Source organism: Brevibacillus brevis (assembly GCF_031583145.1).
GTDB lineage: Bacteria > Bacillota > Bacilli > Brevibacillales > Brevibacillaceae > Brevibacillus > Brevibacillus brevis_E.
Map to the genome: position 1 here is coordinate 4,658,721 of NZ_CP134050.1, position 25,310 is coordinate 4,684,030.

General features: G+C 57.5%; 16 protein-coding genes and 1 pseudogene. All 17 read right to left on the minus strand.

Annotated elements, in window-relative coordinates; translation table 11 throughout:
- Positions 1-97: 97 nt before the first annotated feature.
- Complete coding sequence (locus tag RGB73_RS23245) at positions 98-2,611, minus strand: NEW3 domain-containing protein (RefSeq protein ID WP_396136233.1); 2,514 nt, start codon at positions 2,609-2,611, stop codon at positions 98-100.
- Positions 2,612-2,660: 49 nt separating this feature from the next.
- Positions 2,661-4,388: an ABC transporter permease gene (locus RGB73_RS23250; protein ID WP_310765127.1), complete on the minus strand. Its 1,728-nt coding sequence runs from the start codon at positions 4,386-4,388 to the stop codon at positions 2,661-2,663.
- A 15-nt stretch (positions 4,389-4,403) separates the two neighbouring features.
- Positions 4,404-5,480: an ABC transporter ATP-binding protein gene (locus tag RGB73_RS23255; RefSeq protein ID WP_310765128.1), complete on the minus strand. Its 1,077-nt coding sequence runs from the start codon at positions 5,478-5,480 to the stop codon at positions 4,404-4,406.
- 91 nt (positions 5,481-5,571) lie between these two features.
- Positions 5,572-6,702 (minus strand): extracellular solute-binding protein, encoded by a 1,131-nt coding sequence (locus RGB73_RS23260; protein ID WP_310765130.1) that lies wholly within the window; start codon positions 6,700-6,702, stop codon positions 5,572-5,574.
- Between the two features lie 23 nt (positions 6,703-6,725).
- A pseudogene (locus RGB73_RS23265) lies at positions 6,726-7,906 on the minus strand (ROK family transcriptional regulator).
- A gap of 344 nt (positions 7,907-8,250) precedes the next feature.
- A complete protein-coding gene (locus RGB73_RS23270) occupies positions 8,251-9,252 on the minus strand; it encodes an aromatic acid exporter family protein (RefSeq protein WP_310765131.1) in 1,002 nt (333 codons plus the stop codon).
- Positions 9,253-9,399: 147 nt separating this feature from the next.
- Positions 9,400-9,804, minus strand: a complete 405-nt coding sequence (locus RGB73_RS23275; protein ID WP_310765132.1) for a zinc ribbon domain-containing protein — start codon at positions 9,802-9,804, stop codon at positions 9,400-9,402.
- Between the two features lie 125 nt (positions 9,805-9,929).
- Positions 9,930-10,163, minus strand: a complete 234-nt coding sequence (locus tag RGB73_RS23280) for a hypothetical protein (RefSeq protein WP_310765133.1) — start codon at positions 10,161-10,163, stop codon at positions 9,930-9,932.
- The gene (locus tag RGB73_RS23285; RefSeq protein ID WP_310765134.1) at positions 10,160-11,188 is read right to left on the minus strand and encodes a TIR domain-containing protein; all 1,029 of its coding nucleotides are present in this window, start codon (positions 11,186-11,188) and stop codon (positions 10,160-10,162) included. Before RGB73_RS23285 ends, RGB73_RS23280 begins: the two co-directional genes overlap by 4 nt.
- Positions 11,189-11,317: 129 nt before the next feature.
- Positions 11,318-11,647: a hypothetical protein gene (locus tag RGB73_RS23290; RefSeq protein WP_310765135.1), complete on the minus strand. Its 330-nt coding sequence runs from the start codon at positions 11,645-11,647 to the stop codon at positions 11,318-11,320.
- Positions 11,648-11,657: 10 nt separating this feature from the next.
- Entirely contained in the window at positions 11,658-13,907 is a 2,250-nt protein-coding gene (locus RGB73_RS23295) for a YcdB/YcdC domain-containing protein (RefSeq protein WP_310765136.1), read from the minus strand.
- A gap of 117 nt (positions 13,908-14,024) precedes the next feature.
- Entirely contained in the window at positions 14,025-14,777 is a 753-nt protein-coding gene (gene hemQ / locus RGB73_RS23300) for a hydrogen peroxide-dependent heme synthase (protein WP_310765137.1), read from the minus strand.
- 121 nt (positions 14,778-14,898) lie between these two features.
- On the minus strand, positions 14,899-15,642 hold the full coding sequence (nagB, locus tag RGB73_RS23305; protein WP_310765138.1) for a glucosamine-6-phosphate deaminase: 744 nt from the start codon (positions 15,640-15,642) through the stop codon (positions 14,899-14,901).
- Positions 15,643-15,659: 17 nt separating this feature from the next.
- The gene (locus tag RGB73_RS23310) at positions 15,660-16,553 is read right to left on the minus strand and encodes a MurR/RpiR family transcriptional regulator (RefSeq protein ID WP_310765139.1); all 894 of its coding nucleotides are present in this window, start codon (positions 16,551-16,553) and stop codon (positions 15,660-15,662) included.
- Positions 16,554-16,681: 128 nt separating this feature from the next.
- Entirely contained in the window at positions 16,682-23,212 is a 6,531-nt protein-coding gene (locus tag RGB73_RS23315; protein ID WP_310765140.1) for a carboxypeptidase regulatory-like domain-containing protein, read from the minus strand.
- A 155-nt stretch (positions 23,213-23,367) separates the two neighbouring features.
- A complete protein-coding gene (locus tag RGB73_RS23320; RefSeq protein WP_310765141.1) occupies positions 23,368-23,721 on the minus strand; it encodes a DUF1516 family protein in 354 nt (117 codons plus the stop codon).
- A gap of 563 nt (positions 23,722-24,284) precedes the next feature.
- Positions 24,285-25,289: a proline racemase family protein gene (locus tag RGB73_RS23325; RefSeq protein ID WP_310765142.1), complete on the minus strand. Its 1,005-nt coding sequence runs from the start codon at positions 25,287-25,289 to the stop codon at positions 24,285-24,287.
- Positions 25,290-25,310: the final 21 nt, after the last annotated feature.

A 25,310-nucleotide genomic window follows, 5' to 3' on the forward strand; every position in this document is an offset into this window, starting at 1 on the left:
TTGGATTGATGTCTATATCAATCACGGCATCTACGGCTAGTATTTCCTGCTGTCGCCATGGATTGACCCAAAGAAGATGGCGCAGTTCATGAAGACGCTATTTCTGGCTGATCATGTTGACGAACAGCCGGAACGCTCCCGGTACCAAATGAGGAATTTCCCGGAACCAGGCGAGCGAGCTGTATGTGTAGGTGCCTTTTCCGTAGCGGGCGGTGAGGAAGATCCCGCGAAACTCCGGTTCACCCGGATCGCTGGTCGCGATCAGCTCGGTGTACTCGCTGCCCCAGCGGGAAGGATTGTAGATCGACCGCTCCTGCACCCAGCCGTCCCAGTCGGCGGCGGTAATCCGATTGGGCTCATGGAAGATCGGATGCTCGGGTGCCAGCACCCGCACCGGCGATTGCTCATTCGTCACCCGCCAGTCGATCAGCGACTCCCCGATGAAGATCGGATAAGGCGCCAGATGCGGCTTCCATTTGTCCTCCGGCTTGTGGTATTGAACCACCAGATTGCCTCCGTTTTCGACGTACTGCAGCAGACGCAGATTGCTGTCGATCAATTCCCGCCGAAACGCATAGGCGCGAATCCCCAGGACAATCGTGTCGTATCTGGAGAGATCGCCGCTTTGGATCTCGCTTGCGTCGATATTCACGCAATTGACGCCTACGGACCGCAAGTACTGGTCGATCTTATCGAAACCGCTGGAGACGTAGCCGACCCGCTGCTTTTCCGGAATCGCCAGGTCGAATGCCTGGACGTTCAGCTCCGCGCTGCGGATCAGATACGTGCGTCCGATATGCGGATATTCGATCACCTGGACATCGCGGCCCCATTCGGCAGCTCCTTCCCCTCCCACTACGCTGGCGCGAATTTGGTACTTTCCGTTTTGCACCTTTGCGGTCGTCTGAACGGTAAAAGCGACCGTCTTGGTTTCCCCCCGGAACGAAAATGGCAGCTCGACGACATCCGGCTGCACCTTCCAGCCGTCGGGGACGGTCAGGGAGACTTTGGCTGTCGACGTTCCCGACCGGTATTGCTTCACGGTCAGACGCACCGGGATCGTCTCGTTTGTGTGCAGCGTATTGAGCACCACGTCGGCTGGCGTCAGAGTCAGCGCGTACGGTGGGAGCACGGCCACGCGGGCTTCCGGCTCCACCCGGATCGTGCTGGCCGTATCGAAGGCGAAATACTGCACTTCCACTTCCAGCACAGGCGGCATATACGGATGATACAGCTCCGCATCGGCGGGGACAGATACCTCGTACACCGTGCAGACCGTCTGGTTGTAGGAGACGCGGGGGAATGCGGTCGGCGTCAGCGGCTTGGCGATCCAGCCGCGCGGCACGCGCAGCCGAAGCTGGACGTGCTCGACTTCAATCGCTCCGCCGTTGTAGGCGGTAACCGTCACGGTCGTCGTCTGTCCCCCGACCCATTCGCCTGTCTCCGGTTTGATTTTCACCACCAGAGAGAGAGCCTCCGCGCTCGCTCTGTTCAACTGCGCGTCCTTGATGCCCAGGCGGTACAGCAAATCCGCCTTGGTCTCCCGGTCCAGCGACGCTATGGCCACTTCCTGCTGCGCCGACTGAAGCAAGGCTTTCATCCGGTGCACGCGCCTCGCCACTTCGGCGAAGCGCGGATACGCCGAGATCACATCGTCAGCTGCATCCTGCAGCCTGTGCAGCGCTTCTGCGACCTCCGCCCCGCCCTTGGCCGCCACTTGCTCGGCCAGGTCGGCAAAGCTGTACGGCAGTCCGCTGAAGAAATCGCGCTCCTTTTCCTGCGCGGGCACCACGGTCGCGTCCAGCCGGTAGTAGTTGTAGGTAGGTCCTTCATCGTAGTGGACTCCCATCCCCTGCGACTTGTGCATGAAGCGCGAGCGTTCGCCGAGCTGCACATAGGAAGCCCCGTACGTCTGATCGTATTCCCCCACGGGTACGGCTACGTGGTAATCCTCGTTGTCCATGACAGGCACGTACAGCTTTTTGATCTGCCAGGGCAATAGTCCCCGGTCGGCATGCTGCGGGAAAATCTCGGGATTGGCGGCATCGTGAAATGCCCGCTGGGTCAGCAGGGTGATCGCCCGATGATGCCCGTGCGTGGTCGGCTCGTTTTCAAAGGCCGCCACGACGACATCCGGACGCAGCTCCCTGATTTTGCGGATGAGCCGCTCGTAGACGATCTCTTCTCCCCATTTGCGAAACGTCTCTTGCGCGCATTTGGAAAAGCCGAAGTCATGGATCGGGTCGTCGAGCTCCTCGCTCAGGATGCCGAGCGTCACATTGCTCATGATCGACGCCTCCTCCAGCTCCCTCGTCCGAATGATGCCGAGCGCGCTGCCCTGCTCGCAGCCGATCTCGTTCTGTCCGCCTTCCCCTCTTGTCGCGATAATGCTGGACGTGTACACGCCTCGTCCCAGCGCCAAATAAGCGAGCATCGCGCTGTGCTCGTCATCCGGGTGTGCCCCGGTATTCATGGCGCTCGCGATGGTGGCCAGCGGCTTGATCGCCGTCCACAGATCGATCAGCCCATGCTCGCCGTGCAAAGTCCGGGTAGACACAGGGATTGGAGGGACCGGCACTTTCGTCTGCCCGCCGCCCTCCTGCCTGCTGATTGCGTCACTGCTCCCCACGAAAAGGCTCCTCCTTTACCGAAATGCGTGGCTACACGGCGGTTCCTGCTCCGTCGCCGGTCAGTTTTCTGGAGATGAACAGCACGATGATGATGACCAGAATCTGCAGGACACCATAGGCGCACGCGGTTCCAAACTCGAAATTGTACATCTTCTGGAAAACCGCCACCGAGAGCGGCGTCGTCCGCGGCGTAAAGATCAGGATCGAGGCGACGAACTCCCCGATGCACTGGACAAAAGCCAAAAGCGTACCAGCCAGAATGCCGCCCAATGCCATCGGAAAGACCACCCGGCGGAAGCTGTACCACCACGATGCTCCCAGATTGCGCGCCGCTTCCTCGACGGACGGGTCCATCTGCATCAGTGTGGCGGATGTGGAACGAAATACGAGCGGCAAATGCCGAACGAAGTAGGCGAGCGGGATAATCCAGAACGTCCCGATCAGTACCTGTCCAAAGCTGAAGACGGTCGGTGTGCTGAAAGCGGCGATCAGGTTTACCGCTACGACCGTTCCGGGCAACGCCCACGGCAGCATGATCAGCACATCCAACAGCGTCTTGCCGCGGAATTTGAGGCGAACCATCGCATACGCCGCCGCCACGCCGAACAGGACGATCCCCACCGACGCGATCGCGGAGAGCTGCAAGCTGTTGGCGATTGGCCGCCACGTCTTGCTGTCCGTGAACAGGTCGAGGTAGTGATCCAGCGTGTACTGCGGAGGCAGGATTTGCACGGTCCAGGTCCCGTCCACCGAGAACGAGATGAGGACCAGCACGAGAATCGGCAGCATCAGGATGACGATGCCGACAAACGACAGAACCATCGCGATGTAACGCCCGGCCTTGCTCTTGATCTCCGTGCGGTGCACGCTGACGCCCTTGCTCAGGTTCTGGTAGTTGCGTGCGCCCTGATACCAGCGCATGATCAGGAGAAACAGGACCGAGACAATCGAGAGAATCGTCGATTGCGTCGCCGCCATGTCGAGGTCGCCATTCGTGCGGGACAGATAGATCTGCATGGTCATGGTCCGGTCGATGCCGAAGATCAGCGGCGCGGTGTACGACGCCATGGCGATCATGAATACAAGCAGGGACGACGCCACCATCGCCGGGGTCAGCATCGGCAAAATGATTCGGCGCCAGATCGTAAAGCGATTGGCTCCAAGACTCGCCGCTGCCTCCTCCAGCGAAGGATCCAGCCCCTTGATAGCGGCAGTCGCCGTCATGAAAAAGTAGGTGTACATCGTAAACGTGTGAACGACCACGACTCCCCAGATTCCTTTGAGTGAAAAGGGCACCTGGGCCAGTCCCAGCAGCTCCTTGAGGGCGCGCGGGAAAATGCCGCTCTCCCCGTACAAAAACGTAAAGGACAGCACTCCGATCAGCGGCGGCAAGGCCATGGGCACGAGTGCGAGGACCGACAGGATTTTCCGCCCCGGGAATTCGTAGCGCTCCAGCAGGAACGCCATCGCCACGCCAACGATCCCGCACGTGATGACGCTCAGGACGGAGATGTAGATGCTGGTCCACAGCGCCTCCAGGTTGGCCGTATGCTCGAGACTGAAGAAGCGCGCATAGTTTTTCCAGGTGATAGCCTCGTCGACCTTGATGCTGGCGACGAACGTTTCAAACAGCGGATAAATGACATACGCCAGCAAAATCAAAAAGAGTGGCGAAACGAGCACGTAGACGAAGGAAGGCGAAGCCGTAATGGACTTTCGTCTGACTGCTGCCGGCGCTTGCTGCAATTCTGCTTTCAATCGCTTCTCCCTCCTTTATCCAGCAAAGTAAATGCTCTCTTTCGGAATGTGCAGGGCGATCGTTTCGCCGCGCTGCTTGACGGGCCTGCCCAGGTTGATGGACATGCTGCGCAGCTGCTCGTCGCCAATGCTCGTCACGTAGTTGACGCACGCCCCGGTGAACTCTGCCAGTACGACGGAGCCGCTGACGACATTCGTTCCTTCGACTGCCGCGCTTTCCATGATCGATTCCGGCCGGATGGACAGCGTCACCTTTTCGCCGACCGTCAGCCTTGCCTGCGGCGAAGCGTTTTGCCTGAGGCCACTGAGGACGTGTCCGGATGCGGCCCGCACTTGCACCTCATCCCCTTCGATACCGGCTACGGTACCTTCCCACAGGTTGGTCTCGCCGATGAAAGAGGCGACAAACCGGTTCACCGGCCGGTGGTAAATGTCGTGCGGCGTGCCGATCTGCTGGACCTCGCCGCTTTGCATCACCATGATCCGGTCCGACATGGACATGGCTTCCGCCTGATCATGGGTCACGTAGATCGTCGTGATCCCCAGCTCGAGCTGGAGCCGTTTGATCTCAAAGCGCGTCTCCTCCCGCAGCTTGGCGTCCAGGTTGGACAGCGGCTCATCCAACAGCAGAATCTGCGGCTCGATGACCAGCGCCCGCGCCAACGCCACCCGTTGCTGCTGCCCTCCGGAGAGCTGGTCGATCCTGCGATCGCCGTACCCTTCCAGACGGACCAGCTTCATTACGCGCTCCACGCGCTCCTTCGTCTCCGACTTGGATACTTTGCGGACCTGCAGCCCGAAGGCGATATTTTCAAAGACTGTCATGTGCGGAAACAAGGCGTAGTTCTGAAAAACCATCCCGGTATTCCGCTTGTGAGGAGGAACCGACGTGACCTCCTGATCGCCGAAGCGGATGTGGCCTTCCGTCGGATAGTAAAAGCCCGCGATCATCCGCAAGGTCGTCGTCTTGCCGCAGCCGCTTGGGCCGAGAAACGTGAAAAATTCGCCGGATTCGATGTGAATGTGTACGTCTTCTACTCCTTTTGCGTTGCCGAAACGCTTATATACATGGTCCAGTGTTACGCTGCTCATCCGATTTTGTTTCCTCCTTCATGGCGAGTCGTGGCGAGGAGGCAGAAGTGACTAGACGGAAAGGACCAGTCCTTCCCGTCTAGCTTTCCTGTCACTTCTTTCCTTTGCCCTTGATGTTTTCATCCCAATGCTGCATCCATTCCTTTTCCTTCGCAGCCATGACGCTCCAGTCGAGATCCAGCGGCTTGAGCTCCAGGTTTTTCATGAAATCAGGCAGGTCGTCCTTGCTGATGTCGGTGCGCGCCGGGAACTGGAAGCGTTCCTTCGCCAGCGTGGAAGCCATTTCCGGACTCATGAGGAACTCCATGAACTGCTTCGCGGCATCCAGGTTTTTCGCGCCTTTTACGAGTGCCACTCCGTCGACGAGAATCGGCGCTCCGCTCTTCGGATAGACGAAGTCGTACGGGTGGTTGTTCTTTTTGCTCTGCAGGAGAACGTCTTGCAGGTTCCACAGGGAGATCACGCCTTCCTGACGGTCCAGCTTGAGGTACAGGTTGGTCGGGTCCTGCGTGTACTCCTTCGTGTTGGCGTCCAGCTTCGTCAGCCAGTCGTAGCCTTTTTCCGGGGTATCCGCGCCTTGGCGGTAAATCATAGCCGAGTAAATGGTCCGCATCGTTCCGGAAGGCAGGACGTTGCGAATGACGATCTTGTCCTTGTATTTCGGATCGATCAATTCGTCCCAATCTTGCGGCACTTCTTCTTTTTTGAGCGCCTGCGAGTTGTACATGATGACTTCAGGGAGCAGCATTTCGCCGTACCAGCGATCCTGCGCGTCCTTGTACAGATCCGGCACCTTGTCGGCAAACGTCGGTTTGTACGGCTCCAGAAGCCCTTCGTCCGCTGCTGTGCTCAGCGCAGACTGCGTACCGCCCCACCAGAAATCCGCCTGCGGGTTGGCCTTTTCCGCGCGGACGCGCTCCAGGATTTGCTGTGCGCCCATCTCCAGCGTTTCCACCTCGATATTCGGATACTTTTCGTTGAACTTCGGCAGCACGACCTCGAAGATGTTTTTATCGCGCGCAGTGTAAATCACGAGCTTTTGCTTTTCTCCGGATGGGGCCGGTGTCGATGCCGGCTGGCTTGACCCTTGTCCGCCGCCATTGCCTTGATCTGCCGGCTTCGCTTCCTGGCCTCCTCCCGAGCATGCAGCTACCGTCAGGGCCAAGGAACCCGCGAATACGCCCTGCATCCATTTTTTCAGCTTGCTGTTGGTCTTTTTCAAAATTGACTCCCCCTCTTTTCTTCTCACACTTTTTCCAGCAGTCTCGTGGACGGAAACGCTTCCAGGACGCTGTGCACGGCACCGATCAGCCCCGCCTGCTCGCCAAGGCTCGCCTTTTCGAGGCTAGGCACTTCCGGCACCCACTCGCTCAGCCATTCGTGAATCCGCTTCACCCCTTCTTCGTCGACATGGACCATCTCCCCGCTCAGGATCAAAAGCTCCGGGTTCAATACGCTGACGATGTTGGCCATCCCGTACGCCCAATGACGGTACACGTTTTCCAGCAGCATCTGCGCTCGGCGTTTTGCTGCCGGGCATGGCGGATGAGCTCCTGTATGACACTCGACCCTTCCTGAAGGTCGGAGAGAAATCCCTTGGCCTGCTCCTTGATTCCAGGGGCGGAATAGTGTGTCTCGAATACCCCGGACGCCTTTCTCGTGCGATTATGTACGGGTCCGATCATCATGAAGCCGATTTCTCCGGCCGCCTCTCTGCTCCCCCGGTAAAACTGTCCGTCCAGGATGATGCCCGAGCCGATCCCGGTCCCTACGTACATGTAGACGACGTGCGAATGTCCGACGCCCACACCGCGGACGTACTCGCCCAGTGTCATCATATTCACGTCGTTGTCGATGATGACGGGCACTCCCAGGCGTGCTTCGATGGTCTGCTGAATCGGCGACCCCATCCATCCCGTGCTCGGGGAAAAACTGACCGTCCCGCTGTTGCGCTGCGTGACCCCTTGGAGGCCAACCCCGATGCCAAGCAGCCTGTCGCGGGATATGCCGCTCTCGGCGAGGAGCCGGTCCAGGCCCGCAGCCAAGTCCTCGATGACGGTTTCCCCGCATTCCGGCTGCGCCAAACGCTTGCTGCAGCGAGCCAAAAACTCGCCTCTCAGGTCCGCGACCGCCATCTCCAGCGTCGAGCCGTCAAAGACTGCTCCGGCTATGGCGTACGCCTGATAGTTGTACTCCAGCAAGATCGGCTTTCGCCCGCCTTTGGAGTCTCCCATGCCTACCTCGCACAGCAGCCCTTCCTGGATCATCTCGTCGACCAGCGCGGAAACACACGGGCGGCTGAGCTGCGTCTGTTTGGCGATGTCGGCGCGGGATATTTGCCCGTGCTGGATCACCTGCTGCAGTACCTCTTCCTTGTTCAGGTTTTTTACCCGCTTGCCGTTGCCTGTTTTTCTAGGAACACGCACGCCTCGTCATTCACCACCCTGTCAGTTAGTTAAGTTTACTAACAAAGTTATCCAAATTATACCTGCCCACTCGACAATAGTCAAACTATTTGCTCTCATCTGAATTGGGTATTCTGCATCATTTTGGATAAACCGTGGAAGCGACGCGTGTCTGTTGGTCCGCCGCACTTGGAAAACCTGGCTACGCCATGCCTTTAGGTATAGCCGCGGTACCCAAAGGGCACAAGTCTTGCTATCTCACTGTGTTCGAAGTCTCGCTATGTTGCCCTTATACTGGATAGGAATGTTATCAATTCCTATCTGTACAAAAAACGACTGCCCGATGGACAGTCGTTCTGGTTTGTCTATTTCGCCGAAGCCGATTGTTTTTGGGGATGCTCGCCCTCGTTTTTGCCCAGTTCGTGCTTGATAAACAGGTAGCGCTCGATCTCGCGAAGCAAAACGAACAGCGAAGCCCGCGTCTCGAACTCCTCCCGCGAAGTCGGCAGGCCCGTGTCCCTGATCTCATGGCGCATGACGCGCAGCTGATCCAGGAAGCGGTAGGCGGTGTTCCCGGGATGCACCGAGTCTGCGAGCTTTTCCAAAAAGTCGGCGATCTGGTGGCCTTGTGGGACCTGTATATCGAGCGTGGAGATGATCGGCATCATCCGCTCCAGCAGTTCAAATTGTTTTTCCCGCATCACGAAGTATTGGTAGTAGGAGTCTTCCTCCCGTTTTCCCAGGCGGTTGTCGACGGAGCGCGACGCCAGCTCGATGGCCTTGCCGAGCAGCCCGGGCGTCTCGATCATTTCCCGCCCTTCCCAGTCGCTCTCGCCGTGCCGCAAATAATAGGACAACTCCCGCAATATCTTGCTGAATTGCTTTTCGACCTGCTCCTGCATGGATTTGAGCTCCTTGTCCAGGCTGGGCATGTACAGATTGACGACCAGCGCCACCCCTACCCCGACCACGAGCAGCGCCAGCTCGTTCAAGACCAGCGGCAGATCCATTCTTTGCGACGAGTACAGGTGCATCATGACGACCATGCTCGTGATAAAGCCTTCCTGAATGCCAAAGCGTACCGCCAGCGGCATAAAAACGAGAATCGCCAGCATGATAGCGAGCGGAGAATAGCCTAAAAGAGAAAACAGCGCCATCCCGATGCCGAGTCCCAGCAGGCTGGCCAGGATGCGGTTGCCGGCAGTGCGAAACGACTTCTTTACCGTGACTTGGATGCACAGGATGGTGATGATCCCTGCGGAAGCCGGAAACATCAGATCAAATTGCTGGGCGAGCAAGATGGCTATGGCTGTTCCGATAGCCGTCTTGAGCGTGCGATAGCCGATTTTTAACGAAAGAAACCTCAATCCTGCTCTCCTCCACGTTGAAAAAAATAGGTTCCTGTTTCATTACCTTTACCAATGTACCAAAAAGCGCCAAGGAACCAAAGTTAAGACTTTGTTACAAGAAAGAAAGCGGATGCCGCTTCATCGGGCATCCGCTTGGTCGAGCGATCACAGCTTTTTTCCGCACGCCGGGCAGTACTGGTAGTCCTCTTTGAGCGCTTCCCCGCAATACGGGCAAAACGCCTTGGCACCCTGTCTCTCCTCTTCCGTGCGGGCGGCCGCCGCTTCCCCGAATCGCAGGTTCAGCGGATCTGCTTCCTCCCGCGAATCGGTAATGTCGTACAGGGACATCCGCTGCTTGGACGTCGCGTTTTTCAAATGGTAGATAGCCTGAAAGATTCCCATGCCGACGAAGAGAATCCCGAAAGCCGGGAATAGGAAGCCGATCGGAAACGGAGCCTCGCGCGTGATGGAAAACGCGATGAAGGTCCAGAAAATGCCGAACACAATGGCGGCCACACTTCCCGCCGCACTCATCGCCGAAGGGCCGCGACCTGGTTTTATGCTTTTCAAACGAACACCTCCCTGGAACATCGTAACCCAAATGGAGATTCTTGACAAAAGAAAATCCCCTTTCAAAACGGCGGCATGCTTTGCTGCCCTTCCAGAAGGGGATGTCGATGGCTCGATTTTCTGCCTTACGCGAATGACGGCTTTCCACCGTCGACGTCACCGCTCAGCACTTTCCAGTACTCTTTGTCGGTCCCTTCGACGGAAGGGCCCACGAACAATTCCGCCCCCGGCGATCTGCTCCCTGCAATAGCCGCCAGGCTGCTCTCCGATTCTCCAGCAGCTTTTCGGACTTGTCGGCTGACCTTGTATACACCGGCAGCGGTTCCATAACGCCCCATCATTCTGCTTTTGCGAGTCATACGGAATCCCCTCCAATGAGATAGTTTATGGTTCGAAGCAAGTCGATATTTTCCTCCACAATCCTGGTCAAGTCGGCGTTTTCCAGCGGCTGCTGTCCCGAAAAGTGCACGGAGAGTACGTGATTGTACCCTAAAGGATAGCATAGCACATATACGTGAGCAAGTTCCTGCCGTTTAAAAAATGTCCATTTTCCGCTGAGAAACACGTCCAGGACGTAAATCTTCTGTTGTTCCTCCGCTTTCGGCGAGGCCGGCTGGAACGGAAAAAAGCGGCCTCTCCCTATATTGCCTCCCACTTGCCCGATCCCGTCGTTCCCCCGCTTTTGCCAAAAGGCAGCGCCCGTCACGCGATAACGCTCCGGAGGGATGATCGAGTTTCGCACGGCTTCGCTCAAGGCACTGTACTTCTCCTGCGCATTCGTCACCGTGACATTGCGATTATATTCCCAAAAGAAATGCAGGATACTTTGTTTCTGCAAAAGCTCCAGCTCCTTTTGCTCCAAGAGCTTTCGCGGATCCTGAAAGCAGCCCAGCTCCTGAACCTTCCGGGCGATTTGCCGGCATGCCACCGCTACCGCCGCCTCGGCGTTTTGGTCGGACCTGTGCTCGTAGGTCAGGAGCGTCAAGCCGTGAAGGTCCGATAGCAGGTGATAATCCGAAACGGTGTGGTCGGGGATCAGATCATCCCGTTCTCTCACCTCGCGAGGAATCACGGCAAACACGCGCTGGCGCCGCAGCTTTCCCCAGAAAAGCCCCATCTCGAACTGCGTGTTGTCGCGTGTGATGAACACATACTTTCCTCTATGCAGAGCGACATCATCGGGTGCAAAGACGAAGATGCCAAAGTCGTGAAGGTCAAGCTGCCGCTCCAATGCTTCCATCGTATATTCGTTCGGATCAAATACTCCTGCGTACCAAGGGGTGACTTGGACAAAGCGGCTGACTTGAGCGTGGATGGCGCTTGCCAGGTCCATGGCTTCTCTCGAAGAGCCGATAAACGCATTCGGTTTGATGGGAGTGGACATGACGGTAGCTCCTTTTCACGTGCGAAACTTTGGGATTGCCTCTCCTTTTACTTCTCGGGCCTGCCCCCGTTCACCTTTTTCGTTTGAGAGAAATCAGGTCATGGACGGAAAAGGTACCGCCTTTCAACGCTAGTCGAATTTCACCCATTCGCCGGTGTGGGCGTCGACCACCCCGTAGTCCCCGAGACGGTATATGAGTCTTGGCGGAAAATCCCCCAACGTCTTTTCGTCAGTACCGGGCGGCTGATAGTAGACCAGTTCGAGCGGGTTGTTTCCCTGAAATCGCGTCGACAAATTGCGGATCGGTTTCGGCGTAAAGATACACCAGCCTGTATTCCCGATTCCCTTTCCCGTCGTCCTTCCCCAGATAGGAGAGGGAGGGCTCCATGCCTTTTTCCAGCGTTTCACGTGCCGTTTTTTCCGGAATGACCAGCTTTGCGTCTGGCAGCTCTCCTTCATACTGCCTCCTCTATTTTTTCGATTGCCTGTGCTCCAGCACCGCTTTCATCAACTGAGCGGCTTCCGCCCTGGTCACTGGATCGTTCGGATGGAACGATTGGCTTTGCTCACCGGGCAAAAGCCCGAGGGAATGGAGAATCGTGACGGCCGGGGTATCCTTTTTCGCGACATCGGAATAGGGCGATACGAAAATCCCCGGCTTATCCAGCAGATCCCCGTAACCGAGCAGTCTGGCGAACATGTCTGCCGCCTGCGCGCGCGTGACGGCCTTGTCCGGTTCAAAGCGCGATCCTTCCTTGGGGATCAGTCCATACTGGACCGCCTTGTAGATGGCGGCGAACTGCGGATGCTTGTCATCGACATCCGCAAACGGGAAGGGATTTTCTCCCTCGTCATCCGAGCTGGAGACGTGAGAGGAATGAAACTCGATACGGTTGGTCATCCGGGCCAGCATCTGCGCCAGTTCGCCTCGTGTCACCTGCTTGTCAGGCTCGAGGCTGCCTCCTTCCGCCGTCAGCAAGCCCATGCGCTGGGCGAACTCCAGAGCTTCCTGCTGCGGGTGGTCGGCAATATCGCCGGGCCGCTGCTTTTTTTGCTCCTGCTTGAAGCTGATCCATTCGCCGGTCAGCCCATCCACGACTCCTTGGTCGCCAACATAGCGATACACCAGCATGACCTTTTGGTTAGCTGCGGGCATCTGTACGTGGCGCTGTTGCGGCGTGTAGTACGTCAGCATCACTGATTTCTGCTGTCGCTCGGCTTTCTTGGCGGCCGAAGCGTCGATCGCTTTCCGCTTGTCCCCGGCGAGATACGTCCGGTCTTCCGGACGCACTTCCAACAGCTCCGCCTCTCCCGACTGCGGATTGACCTGCACGAAAAACTCCGCGTCTTCGATCGGCACGCCGTCCTTTATCCATCCAAACCGAATCTCGTATGCCCTGCCGCGCTCCAATTGATTCTGCAGATCCTCATCCGAAGGCTGTTGATCCAGCAAGTAGATTTCACCCAGACGGTCCGATAAAAGATTCTTCACCAGAGCTGCTGCGCTTGCCTCTGCCTCCTTCCAGGACACGGCTTTCTCGATTTTTGCGCCGTCCTCCCGGAACCGAGCCCGCTCGCTGGTGCTGAACTCGTCCAGTTGCCCGCGATCGTCGATCCGCACCTGCACCGTATCTCCTGGCTTGCCTTTGGTATGAAGAGGCGTAAAATCAAACTTCCAGTTGCGAACCTCGATCCCGCCAGGGCCCGACCTGCCTCCTCCGCCCCGGCTGCCTTCCGAACGGTATTCGCCGGGCAGTTTTTTGATCAGCTGTTCGGCGATTTGCTGGGCCTGCTCTTTGGTCACCCGCGTCCGGCTGTCGTCCTGCGGGGAGACCGTCGTACCCAGCGGCTGCACGCCCTTGCTTTCCGCAAGTTGGCCCAGAGCGTTGACAACAGCGCCTGAAACGGCGTCCACGAACTGGGGATCCCTTGGGCTGTATTCGTAGACCAGCTTGTACTTTCCGCTGTCCTGATCATAGGCTCCGGTCATGCTGGACAGCTCCTTGTAGAGGAGGGAGGGACCCGCTTTTTCCGCCAGCAGCTTTTCCGCCTGTTCCACAGGCAACACGCTTGTGGGCTCAGGCAGTTCGCCTTTGGTCCACTCCCGGGTGAACGAGCTAACTTCTCCCGAGCGGTCGACGACTACTTGAAAACCGTTTTCCAGAAACGGCAGCCCGTTTTCTACTCTCGTAAACGTAAACGCATGCTCCGAAATATCGGTAGAATAGAATCGTAGAGGGCCGTATTGATTGGGCTTGGCCAGCTCTTTTCGTTCGTCCGCGCTGGTGACCCGCTGCAAAAAATCCGTCGCCACTTCCAGCGCCTTCTCCTGGCTGATCGATGCGGACGGCGATGTGGCCTTGGCCGAAGAATCGTAACGCGAATATTGGAGCAATTCTCCGGTTGCTGCATCGATTCGGACATAGATCCCGCTCTCGTCCTTTTTATCCTGCCACGTGATCTGCCAGCTGGACTGGCCGAAGAAGCGCTCACGCTCCGCGTCGAGAAACATAGCGTCTTCTTGCTTGTAGTCTTGCGGAATCGCGATCCACTTTTGGGCGAGCCCGATCGCTTGCTCCTTCGTGACATGAGGAGAAGCCGACTCGGCGGCGTATGCAACAGGGGGTGCAGCAGGCAACGGAATCCCGAGCGTCGGCGTCAAAACAAGCGCAAGCGACATTCCCGCAGCCATTTTCCACGCGGGGGTTTCTTTCCTCACAAAAACATCTCCTTTTCCAAACTTTGTATACATTCCCCATTTTACCATTAATTTGGAAAAAACAAAAAAGATCTGCCCGCAACAGTTGGCTGCGGGCAGACCTTCTCGTTTCTTTCGTTATACTTCGAGCATTTTTCCGAGCGACTCGACATTCAGCACATTTCCCACCAGGAAATTGCCGAACTCGCCGAAGCGGGCGCTCACTTCGTCAAAGCGCATTTCATACACGATGTGCTTGAATTCCAGCGGATCGTTGGCAAACAGGGTGACGCCCCACTCCCAATCGTCGAAGCCGACGGAGCCGCCGATGATTTGTTTGACCTTGCCGGCGTACTTGCGGCCGATCATGCCGTGGGAGCGCATCATTTCCTGGCGCTCCTGCATCGTCAGCATGTACCAGTTGTCCTGCAGCTCGCGTTTTTTGTTCATCGGGTAGAAGCAGATGTGCTCCCACTTCGGCAGGATCGGATACAGGCGTTCACGCACGTGCGGGTTGGCCTTCGGATCTTCGCCCGGATTGTTTACGTAATTGCTCAGCTCTACGACAGACACGTAGGAGTACGGAGCTTGTGTATATGTAGCAAAGCGAGTCTTGTTGAACGCCGTCTTGATCTCATCGAGCTCCTGCATGGTCGGGCGCAGGAACATGAACACCAGGTCGGCCTTGTGGCCCAGAATGGAATAGATGGCTGTGCTGCCTTGCTTCTCCGCTTCATTCGCTTCCCACGTGCGAATCAGGGCGTTCAGCTCGTCCAACGCCGCCTGGCGCTCCTGCTCGGATGCCGCTCTCCATTTTTCCCAGTTGATGGTGCGGAAATTGTGGTACGTATACCAACCTTCCAATGTAAGCAACGCTTCGTTTGCGCTCACCTGAAATCAGCTCCTTTGAAAAATCTGGTTATCCCCTTGGCAACATTCCCAGTATAGCATAAGGAGCTGACTGATATTCGGAACAGATTGGTGAACAAGCGTTCTTTCCCTTTTCGCATGGCTAAGCTCGCGTTTTCGCCGACAGCCTCGACGCTGCTTCCTCGTCCACGATCACGGTGACGTCGGGATGCTGCTGCAAAAGCGACGCCGGCACATCCGCCGTCATTTCTCCCTCGATCATGCGGCGCACTGCCTCCGCTTTGGCCTCGCCGCTTGCCAGCAGTACGATTTTTTTCGCGCCGAGAATGGTGCGAATCCCCATGGAAACGGCCTGGGTCGGCACTTCATCGATTGTATCGAAAAAGCGGGCGTTCGCCTGAATGGTGCTCTCTGTGAGCTGAACCACACGGGTCGTCGTCTCTTGCCCGGATCCCGGCTCGTTGAAGCCGATATGACCGTTGTTGCCGATGCCCAGCACCTGGATGTCGATACCGCCTGCCGCGGCGATGGCTTGCTCGTACCGCTGACATTCGGCTGCGAGATCGGCTGCATCCCCCCGCGGTATGTTGGTTTGGTCTGCCGGGAGATTGATGTGGGAGAACAGGTTTTGCTCCATGTACGTCCGGTAGCTTTGCGGATGATGGCCAGGCAAGCCGACATACTCATCCAGATTAAAGCTGGTCGCGCGCGAAAAATCGATCCCTTCCGTCCTGCAGAGCTCGACCAGCTCCCGATACATGCCGACCGGGGTCCCACCTGTCGCCAGCCCCAGTACCGTCTCCGGATTGCGGGTGACCTCATCCGCGAGCAGCCGTGCTGCCTGCTTGCTCATCTCGTCGTAGTCTTTTGCGATCACAAGCTTCATCCAACGTTTCACTCCTGTTAATATTTTCGCTCCAGGACAGCTTTGGCCGTCCGTTCCTTGTACATCAACGCTTTTTCTTTGTTGCGCATCGCGATGGCCGTGAAAATGACATCGAGTACGTGCAATTGCGCCATTTTGGCTGCCAGCGACCCGCCTTGCAGAGGCCCTTCCTGCGCCGCCGTCAGCAAGGTGATGTCCGCCACGTTGGTGATCGGCGAGCGGCGGTAATGCGTCACGCAAATAGCGGTAGCCCCCGCCTCTTTCGCCACTTTCAACGAGTCGATCGTATCTTTCGTGCTGCCCGAGACGGACAATCCTACTGCCACATCTCCGGGGCCGAGCGTCGCCGCCGCCATCGCCTGCAGGTGAGACTCGGTGAACGCATCGACCCGCAGCCCGATGCGCAGGCAGGTGTACTTGGCATCCTGTGCCGTCACCGCCGAAGTGCCCACGCCGTAAAAGTGAATCGTTCCGGCAGTCCGCAATAGCTCGATACAGCGCTCCAGCGTGTCCATCTCGAACAGTGCATTTGTATCTTCGATGGCTTGGCGATTTGTCGCCGTCACCTTCTGCGCGATGATTCCAAGCGAATCGTCTTCGCCGACTTCTCCGTGCAGGTTTTTCACCGGATTCACCAGCTCTTGCGCCAGCGCGAGCTTGAACTCCTGATAACCGCGAAATCCGATCTTCCGGCAGAAGCGCAGAACCGTCGTCTCGCCTACCTCCGCCTTTTCCGCCAAGTCGATGACGGAGGAGTAAATGACGCTTTCCGTCTGGGCGAGCACGATCTGCGCCACTTTTTGCTCCGACTTGGTAAAGGAAGGCAGCAAGCTTTGAATTTCCAGCAGGGTATTCGTTTTTACGCCCGCTCCGGACAAAGCGTCCAATCCTTCCTCCTGTCGTCCGGCCATCCGTTTTCCCTCCCATATCAAAAAGGCTGTAGTTTTCCTACAGCCATTATACACAAAAAGGAGTAATCCACCACATATTTTATTGGTAGTGGAGTTTTTCTCCATTTTGTACTCTTCCGGTTGTTTCCCTAACAGGATCTTACTCGTACGTAGCCAACAGCAAGCTGAACCCGCAAAAGAAAATCCAGCACGGTAGTCGCTCCTGTCTCGACAGTTGCCACAGCAGCTTCTGCTGCATAGCCGGGGGCACTGACGACGACCAGATAGCTGCCTGGGGCAAGATCGGGGACGATATACCGCCCCTGGCCGTCCGTTTGCACGGTCGCCACGATCCCTACCGGCGACTGTCTTGCTTGCACACGCACGACCGCTCCCGCAATGGGCAATCCTGTGGCCGACGAGCGAACGGCTCCTGTGATGCTCCCCGTCGCAGACAGGCGAATGGTGATAAACGTCGTCTGATCGGCCAGCACGACGGCTTGGGCGCTTCCCATCCCGATCCCGGGTATCATCCCTTGGACCGTGTACGTACCTGGAGCTACGTTGACAAAACGGAACGTGCCGTCCGGCTGCGCCAGGATGTTCTGCAGGCGCACACGGTTTGCATCGAACAAGGCGAGCTGAATGTTGTTGCCTTGCGCCTGGGCCCCGTCAGGAAGCAGCACGCTCCCCGAGATGTCCCCAGCCAGCGGCAGCATCCCTACCGTTTTAGTAGCAGTCTGGCCGCCGAGTACGGAAACCGTACGGTAGGTGGTCCCGTAACCATCCGCGCTGGCGATGACGTTGTACATTCCTTCCGGCAGACCGGCGACAAGGAATTGCCCTTCGTTATTCGTAACCGTATTGGAGACGAATTGACCGTTGGCATAGAGCTGAATGGCTACCGCAGCTCCCGAGATGGAAAGTCCGGTCACCTGATCGATGACCGATCCGGCCAGGCTTCCCGGCAGCGCAGCCATCGTCAGCGTGAGTCCCGCGACCGTCTGTCCTGCCCCGACGGTCACGGTCTGCATGGCTGCAGCGAAGCCGCTTTCCATCGCACGGACGATGTAGGTGCCCGGCGGGAGATTGCCTATCGAATAGTTGCCGAGATCGTCGGTGACTGCGCTCCCGAACAGTGTCCCGTGCGAATCTTTTACCTGCACGGACGCATTGGGGATGGAAGTCCCTGCGTCAGTTTGCACGCGTCCCGTGACCGTAGCCGGGTTGGGTGGAAGGCCCACTGCGATGACCGTGGTGGTAACCGAAAAGATCGTCGCTCCCACTACTTGCGTCGCGTAACGGTCCGTGCTGATCGACAGCGTGTAGGTCAGCGGAGCCAATCCTTCGATCACAAAATGCCCCAGTCCGTCCGTGATGGTCCGCGCCAGCAAATTGTTGGTGGACGGAAAGTAGACAATCACGTCGACTCCTACCAGCGGTGTTCCGTCAAACGCATCCAAGACTGTCCCCCGGAGTGTTCCCGGGTCGGGGATCAGCTGGACATCTACCATCGCGGTCGCCCCCGCCTCCACCGCAAAAGAGACGTTCTGGCGTTGGTAATCTGCTTGGCGGACAAGCAAGGTGTAATTCCCAGCCTGAAATCCGTCGATCATGTACCTGCCCTGTGCATCCGTCTGGGAAGAAAAAAGAATGGTGCTGTTGTCGTCGAGAAGACGGACCAGCGAGTTTGGCAAGGGAGTGCTGACCCATGCGTCACTGACCTCGCCCGAAACGCCGGACGGCAAAGGCGGCAGAGAGAAATCCAGCACGGTCGCAGCTCCCTGACCAACCAGCGTCGTGGAAGCCTCGGCCGCATACTCAGCGGCAGTGGCGATCAGCGTGTAGCTTCCCGCACTCAGACCGCCGGTTGAATAGCTGCCTTGATCATTCGCCACGAGAATCGTCATGATCGTACCCGAAGGGCTTCCTTGCCTGACCGTTATGACCGCTCCCGGGATTGGCAGTCCAGAGCTTTCATCCCGTACCGTGCCGGCAATGCTCCCCGGCAATCCGACCAGGGCAAAGCTTAGGACAGAAGAGCTCCCTGCCTGTATTTCGGCACCCGCTGCATCGCTCCCGAATCCTGCTGCACTCGTATTCACCGTGTACACGCCAGGGGCCAGATGGCTCACCGAATAATTCCCGTACGGATCCGTCACTACCGAGACGACCGGCGCTCGTGTGCTGTCGTACACAATCACGGTAGCACCTGGGATGGGCAAGCCTGTATTTTGGTCGGTAACGGTGCCGGACAGGCTGCCCGGATCTGCTGTCAATGTTTGCTGGAAGTTGGACGTTTGCCCCGCTTGCAGGAGCACCGACTGGGAGGCAGACGAAAAATAGGGAGCAGAGACCGTGACATTGATCACTTGGGGAGGCAGATTCTCGATTTGGAATGTCCCTAGACCGTCCGTAAGCACTTGGGTAATCAGCAAGCCCCGCACATCAGTCACAAGCACTTTGCTGCCGGGGATCCCCATACCCGTTGCCTGATTCATCACGAGTCCGGACAGGACAGCAGGAAGATCCTTCAGGACGACCGTAGCGCTGGCGACGGCATTCGCCGTTACTGTCACTCCGACGCTCCCGGCTCCGTACCCGGGGGCGTTTCCCAGTACCGTATACGTTCCGGGAGCTACATTGCCGAAGGAAAACGTGCCATCTGCGCTTGCCAGCAGGCTTTGCAGGACTACTTGGGCATTATCCAGCAGCTTGACGTTTAGATTGCTCCCGGTGACAGGAGTCCCCTGTCCGTTTACGATGACACCCGCGACAGCTCCGGGCAGGGGAAACAGAACGCTGCTTGCGTCTGTCGTATCTCCGCTAACCACATTGACGCCAATCGTTCTTGCCGCATAACCGGGGGCGCTAGCTGCCACCGTATAGGCTCCTGGCACAAGATGATTGATCACGAAATTGCCAAACATATCTGTATGGGTCGAGGCTGCAACATTTCCGGCGCTGACAGAGCGAACGAGGATGGACGCGCCGACGAGCGGGGTACCCGGGGCGGAGGCATCTGCAATTTGACCGCTGATTCCCCCCGGATTGGCTGTGAGGACGAAGCCAAGGCCCGTCTCGCTTTCCCCCGGTGCGAGGGTCACCCCGACCATTCCATTTGAAAACCCTGGCGCCGTCGCCGTCACGGTAAAGGTCCCCGCAGGGAGATTGCCGATCGTATACGCACCAGATGCATCTGTATAGCCAAACCCCAATGTCGTTTCGCCTGCGTCCAATACGCGGATGATCGCATTGCTGATTGGCGTAAGTCCGGTGTCTCGTACCGTCCCCGCGATCATAGCAGGGTCGGGGGTCATGCTCAGCGACACGTAAGACGTTCCGCCGGCGGAGACGACCGTACCCACCGACTGGACAGAATAACCGGCCGCAGCAGCCGTCACTACATAAGTTTCGGGTGCTACTCCCGCAAGCGAAAACGTCCCGTCCTCCCCGGTCAATTGAGAAGCGATGAGGATATTTTGGATATCGAAAATTCGCACGACGGTACCCGGAACCGCAGGAGCGATCACACCCTTGATCGTCCCGAACTCCATGGCAAGCAAGCTCTCTACCGAGGTGGTCGTATCGGCCAAAACGTTGGCGCCCGTGCGATTGGACTGGTAGCCGCCGGCAGAACCGATGACCGTGTAATGGCCGGCTCCCAGCCCGGACATCTGAAAATTCCCTTGGCTGTCCGTCCTGGCGGTGTCTACAAGCGAGCCGTTGGCGTCCAGAACATTCACTTGCGCCCCCGCAATTGGCGCCGATGTTCCTTGTGCCAAGATACGCCCTTGAATCTCGCCGGGACTGGGGAACAAGGATAGGGAAACGGTCGTGGCCGCATTTGCCGAAACAGCTGCCGTTGCGCTGCCGCTTCGGTAATCCGCAGCGCTTACCGACACGGTATAGCTGCCAGGCGAAAGCCCGGAAATGACGTAGTTGCCCGACAGATCGCTGTATGTGGACGCAACTACCGCTCCAGCGCTGTTGAGGACACTCACCTCCACATTCGCCCCTGTGATCGGCAGACCGTTCGTTGCATCGAGGATCGTGCCGAAAATGGATCCGGGCAAATCGGCCAGCTGGGCATTCAATGTCGTCGTTGCTCCGGATTGGATCACGGCTGCTGTCACGTAGGTCGCTTTATCGGCGGCAGAAACCATGACCGCATACGATTGCGGCAGCAACCCCGGCACTCCGTATTGCCCGTTGCCGTCCGTCAGCACACTCGCCGCGACTGGACCTCCGGGCACATTTTCCCGGACAGTCACAAGCGCTCCCTGGATGGGCTGGCCGGAGCTGTCTACGACCTGCCCCGCCAACGCCCCCGCCGTAGAAAGAAGGACCATGCTCAAAATCGTCATCTGCATCGGATAGATGGTAGCCCCCAGAGTCACGGTAGCAAACGTATCAGCGTTGGCCGTTACCAAGTAGGAATCCGGTGCAAGATGGGGAAAAGAAAAGCCGCCCGCTGCATCCGTCAAGGCATGGGCAATCGGAACCGCCCCCTTGGAAACCGTCACCGTCCCATTCGCGATCGGATTCATCGCGGTGTCCGTCATCGTTCCGCTCAAAACTCCTGCCAAAAATTCCAGCGCCAGGTCAGCCTGAGTCGTGCCTCCCGCAGATACCTGGATTCCTACCGTTTTACTGGCGTATCCTTGTGCAACAACTACTAGCGCATAAGAACCTGGGGGAATAGAGGAAAGGGTGTACTCCCCATTGATGTCCGTCAAGGTACTGCCTACTATTACACCACCGGTCGTTACAACCTTGACGCTGGCGAATGCCAGATCCGCAGATGTCTCCCCGTCCGTGACGGTTCCGCTGACCGTCCCTGGGAGAGCAGACAAGCGAAACGAAAGAATTTTCGCATCCCCAGGGACCAGTGAGACGCCTGCGTACTGAGCGGAGAACCCAGCGGCGCTTGCCCGCACTTGATACACCCCCGCCGTCAGCTTGTTCAACAGGTAGGCCCCTGTGCCATCCGTCGCAGCTTCCGTCACCGGCATTCCCGATTGGCTGAGGACTTCTACAAGTGCGCCAACGACCGGGACGTTGCCGGGTCCGGTCACGGCTCCGGACAGTTGGGCAGGCAACGGCTGCAGCACGACATCGTGCGTCGTTGATTGGGCTTTGCCGACATTGACTGCAGCAGAATTCGATTGGCACGCATCCGCACTGACCGTTACCGTATAGGCTCCGGGCGCTATGCCAGCGAACTGGTACGTCCCGGAAGCCCCGGTCGCCACCTGCGAGACCGTGACACCCGCGCCGTTAACCAGCTTGACTAATGCACCCGCGATAGGGGCCGCTCCCTGAATTGTCACCGTTCCCGCTATACTCCCCGGGGTCGGAGACAGCAGGACGGTCGCATGGGTGGTTTGGCCCAAAGACACCGTCGCGATTTGAATCTTTTGGTCATAGGTGGGAAGCGACACCGCCAAGGAGTAGGTAGCCGGAGTCAGCCCCGCAAAGGAATAGGCCCCATCGGCATTGGAGGTGGTCGTTCCCACAAGAGCGAGACTGCTGTCGAACAGCTCCGCCGTGGCACCGGCCAGCGGAAAATTCGTCGCTTGATCGAGGACGACCCCCGCGATACTTCCTGACGCAATGACGTTCAGGAAAATCTGGTCTTGGACCGGCGCGATCTTTCCTCCCGAAAAGCTGTCCAATCCGGAGACCATAGCCGTGTCGAGGCTTCGAGTCCCTCCGGAAGAATTGGTGTAGATGCCGCTCACGGTAAACGCTAGCGTTGCTGTCGCACCTGCCGCCACATTGCCGAGTGTCCAGCTGAGGACCTTTGTCAGCGGATTGTAGACAACCGACCCGGTACTCGCGCTGTTCACGGTAATAGCCGTGATTTGGTCGAGCTCGATCAGATCGTTTACCACCACATTGTTTGCCTGGCTTTTCCCCGGATTTGACACGACGATGCTTCCTGTCCACTGGGAGACCTGGCCCGTCGTGACGTTGCCAGGCCCTCCTGTCAGCTGCTTGTCGATTGCCAGACCCGCACGGACGTCGCTGACCGCAACCGTACCGGGATTGCTGAAGGCCGCTGTAAAGGCAAAGCCTTCGCTCGCCCGCAGCGAATCCTTGTTGTAGTTGTTGTCGTTCGCAGAAGAAAACGGGATGAAGCGCAGCGAAGTCAATGTATTGATCGACAAAGTGGAAAGGAATGCCGCTGCCGGCATCACCAGGTCGATGAAATAATCCGGCGTTCCGCCGAAATTGGAACCGTCGCCCGTCAGCCTTACCCGCGCCGTATCAAAGTTGATAATCGGCGACTGCCAGTTCGGCGTACCGTTTCCATCGGTCCCTTCGGCTGGGTCGTTCCAGGAGTTGGCTTGGACTATCGTATTCTGTATCAAGGCAATCCGGTTGCGCAGTCCTTGTACGCCGAGCATCCACTGGTACGTTCCTGCTACACCGTTTGTGTTGATCAGATATCCCCAGGCAAAGTTCTGAAACCCTGTCTTTTGGGAATTCCGGGGGTCTTCGTTGACGCGCATCCGAAAGTACAGGGTAGTGCCGTCGTAGGCCAGAAACACCGCCGGAAACGTCGCATCGCCGACGATGTCCGCACTTCCCGGAGACTCATCGTTGGGCACATCGCCGAACGGTACTCCGCCAAGAGAAAAGGGGATGAACTGGTTGTCTGCAGGGTAGGCCATGTAAACTCACCTCTTGCCTTTACGTTATGTACCCACATCCCCCAAGCGCTGTAAATCCCTCCAAATCGGGCTTATCCGCTTCTGTCCCATGTACAAAAAGAGGCCCCCGCCCACCAAATCAGTGAGCGGAGGCCTCTGCCTCGTTCCGTTTTTCCTTACCCAAACACGCGATATCCGAGCATGATGACGGCGACCATTACGATGAGCGCCCCGATGAAAAAGCCGATGCTGCCTTCATTCCTGCGTGCTTTGCCCATCGTCATTTCGATGAGGCCGAACGATACGATGGCGAGCAGTCCTTTTACATAGTAATACACATCGCTGGTATGGAATTGGAACAGCATCCACAAGCCGGTAACGAGAATGATGACCATCATGAGCCTAAGCAGCATGTGAAGAACTTTTGCCACTGTGGTTTTGCCGGCGCGATACAGGATGTACCCGACGATCAAGAGGACAAAGGCGAGCTCCCAGCTTCCGACATGCGCTTTCAACAACGCAGTACCCAAGCGAAATCAACTCCTTGATTCTAATTATTGCCTGTCCACGACATTATAACAGAAGTGTCGGTTGCATGCAGATGCCTGAACACATGGCATTATTGTGACAGAAGTGTCGGGAAGAGTGCGAGGGCTTCGCTTCGTGGTTTTCTTCTGCCACACTCTCGTGCCGGGGGCGGAAAAAGGGGAAAACGCTCCAGGTTAGTACGGACACTGCTCGGGGGTCTTTCCTGGCCGGCTCCGCTCCAAAAGTGGAACGGCGGCCAAAGTTGTGATCTCAGAGAGCTTTCTCATGGGTGGCCGCTCAAGCGTGTTCCACTTTTTCCGCTCCTCGATTTTCCCGCTTTCTTTCGTATTGAACCGCGTGCCCCACCCTCTGATCTGATCGGGAAACCACGGCTTCCGGGCAAGTACTAGCATCTAAATCCCGGGCTCTTAGTGTACGGGCTAACAGAATCGCTCCGCTCATTGCAGCAACGTACTCCCCATTCAGAACACGAATCAAAAAAGGCTGCACAAATCGCGCAGCCTTTGCCTTTACCTCTGCTCTCTGCTCACTTCTCTTCCTACCATCAACGCAGCAGAAAACCGTCTTTCAGTGGATCGGTCGGGTCGACGACGAATTGGTGGAGGCCGGTGATGAAGGCCTTGCCTTCGATTGTCGGGATGATCGCCTCATATTTGCCTACCTGGGTGGTGGCGGTTACGGTGCCGACGAATTGGCTGTTGACGATTCCTTCGTGGACGAACGGCTCCCCGGCTGCCAGCTGTCCCCGGGCAAACAATGTGGCAAGTCGTGCAGCCGTGCCTGTGCCGCAGGGGGAGCGGTCGATTTGTTTGTCTGCAAATATGGTGACATTGCGCAGGTGCGAGGTCGGCTTTTTCGGCTCGTCGGAAATGATGACTCCGTAAATGCCGGTGAGCTCGGGTTCCAGCGGGTGGACGACCGTGAGCTTTGATTCGAGCTGCTCCTTGATCCGGGCTCCCCACTCCTGGAGCTGGGGCAATTGTTCGATTTCCACCTGCACGCCCAAATCTTTCGCCTGCACGACGGCGTAAAAGGCTCCACCGAAGGCGACGTCGACAACAAAAGAGCGATCCCCCCACTCGATTGGGACATCCTGGGCAAACACGAAAGAAGGGACGTTTTCAAACGTGACGGACTTCACCTGGTCGTCTTCCACCCGCGCCTGCGCCCGGATGCGGCCGGCAGGACTGTCGATGACGAGGCCGTCCTGGACGTCTTCCGCCTTCAATAGTCCTGTTTCGTATGCAGCCGTGACAACCGCGATGATGCCGTGGCCGCACATGGTGCTGTATCCTTCGTTGTGCATGAACAGCACACCGAACGCCGCATCCGTGCTCACGGGGGCAGTCATCACGCAGCCGTACATGCCGTGATGGCCCCTCGGTTCGTACATGAGCACACGCCGGATGTCATCCAGCTCCTCGCGAAAGTACTTTCGTTTCTCGAGAATCGTCTCACCCTTCAGCGGAGGGATGCCGCCTGTAATGATGCGCAGCGGCTCTCCTCCGGTGTGCGAGTCGATGGTTGTAAACAGCTGGTTGATCTTCATGCCATTCTCCCCCTCCCTTCT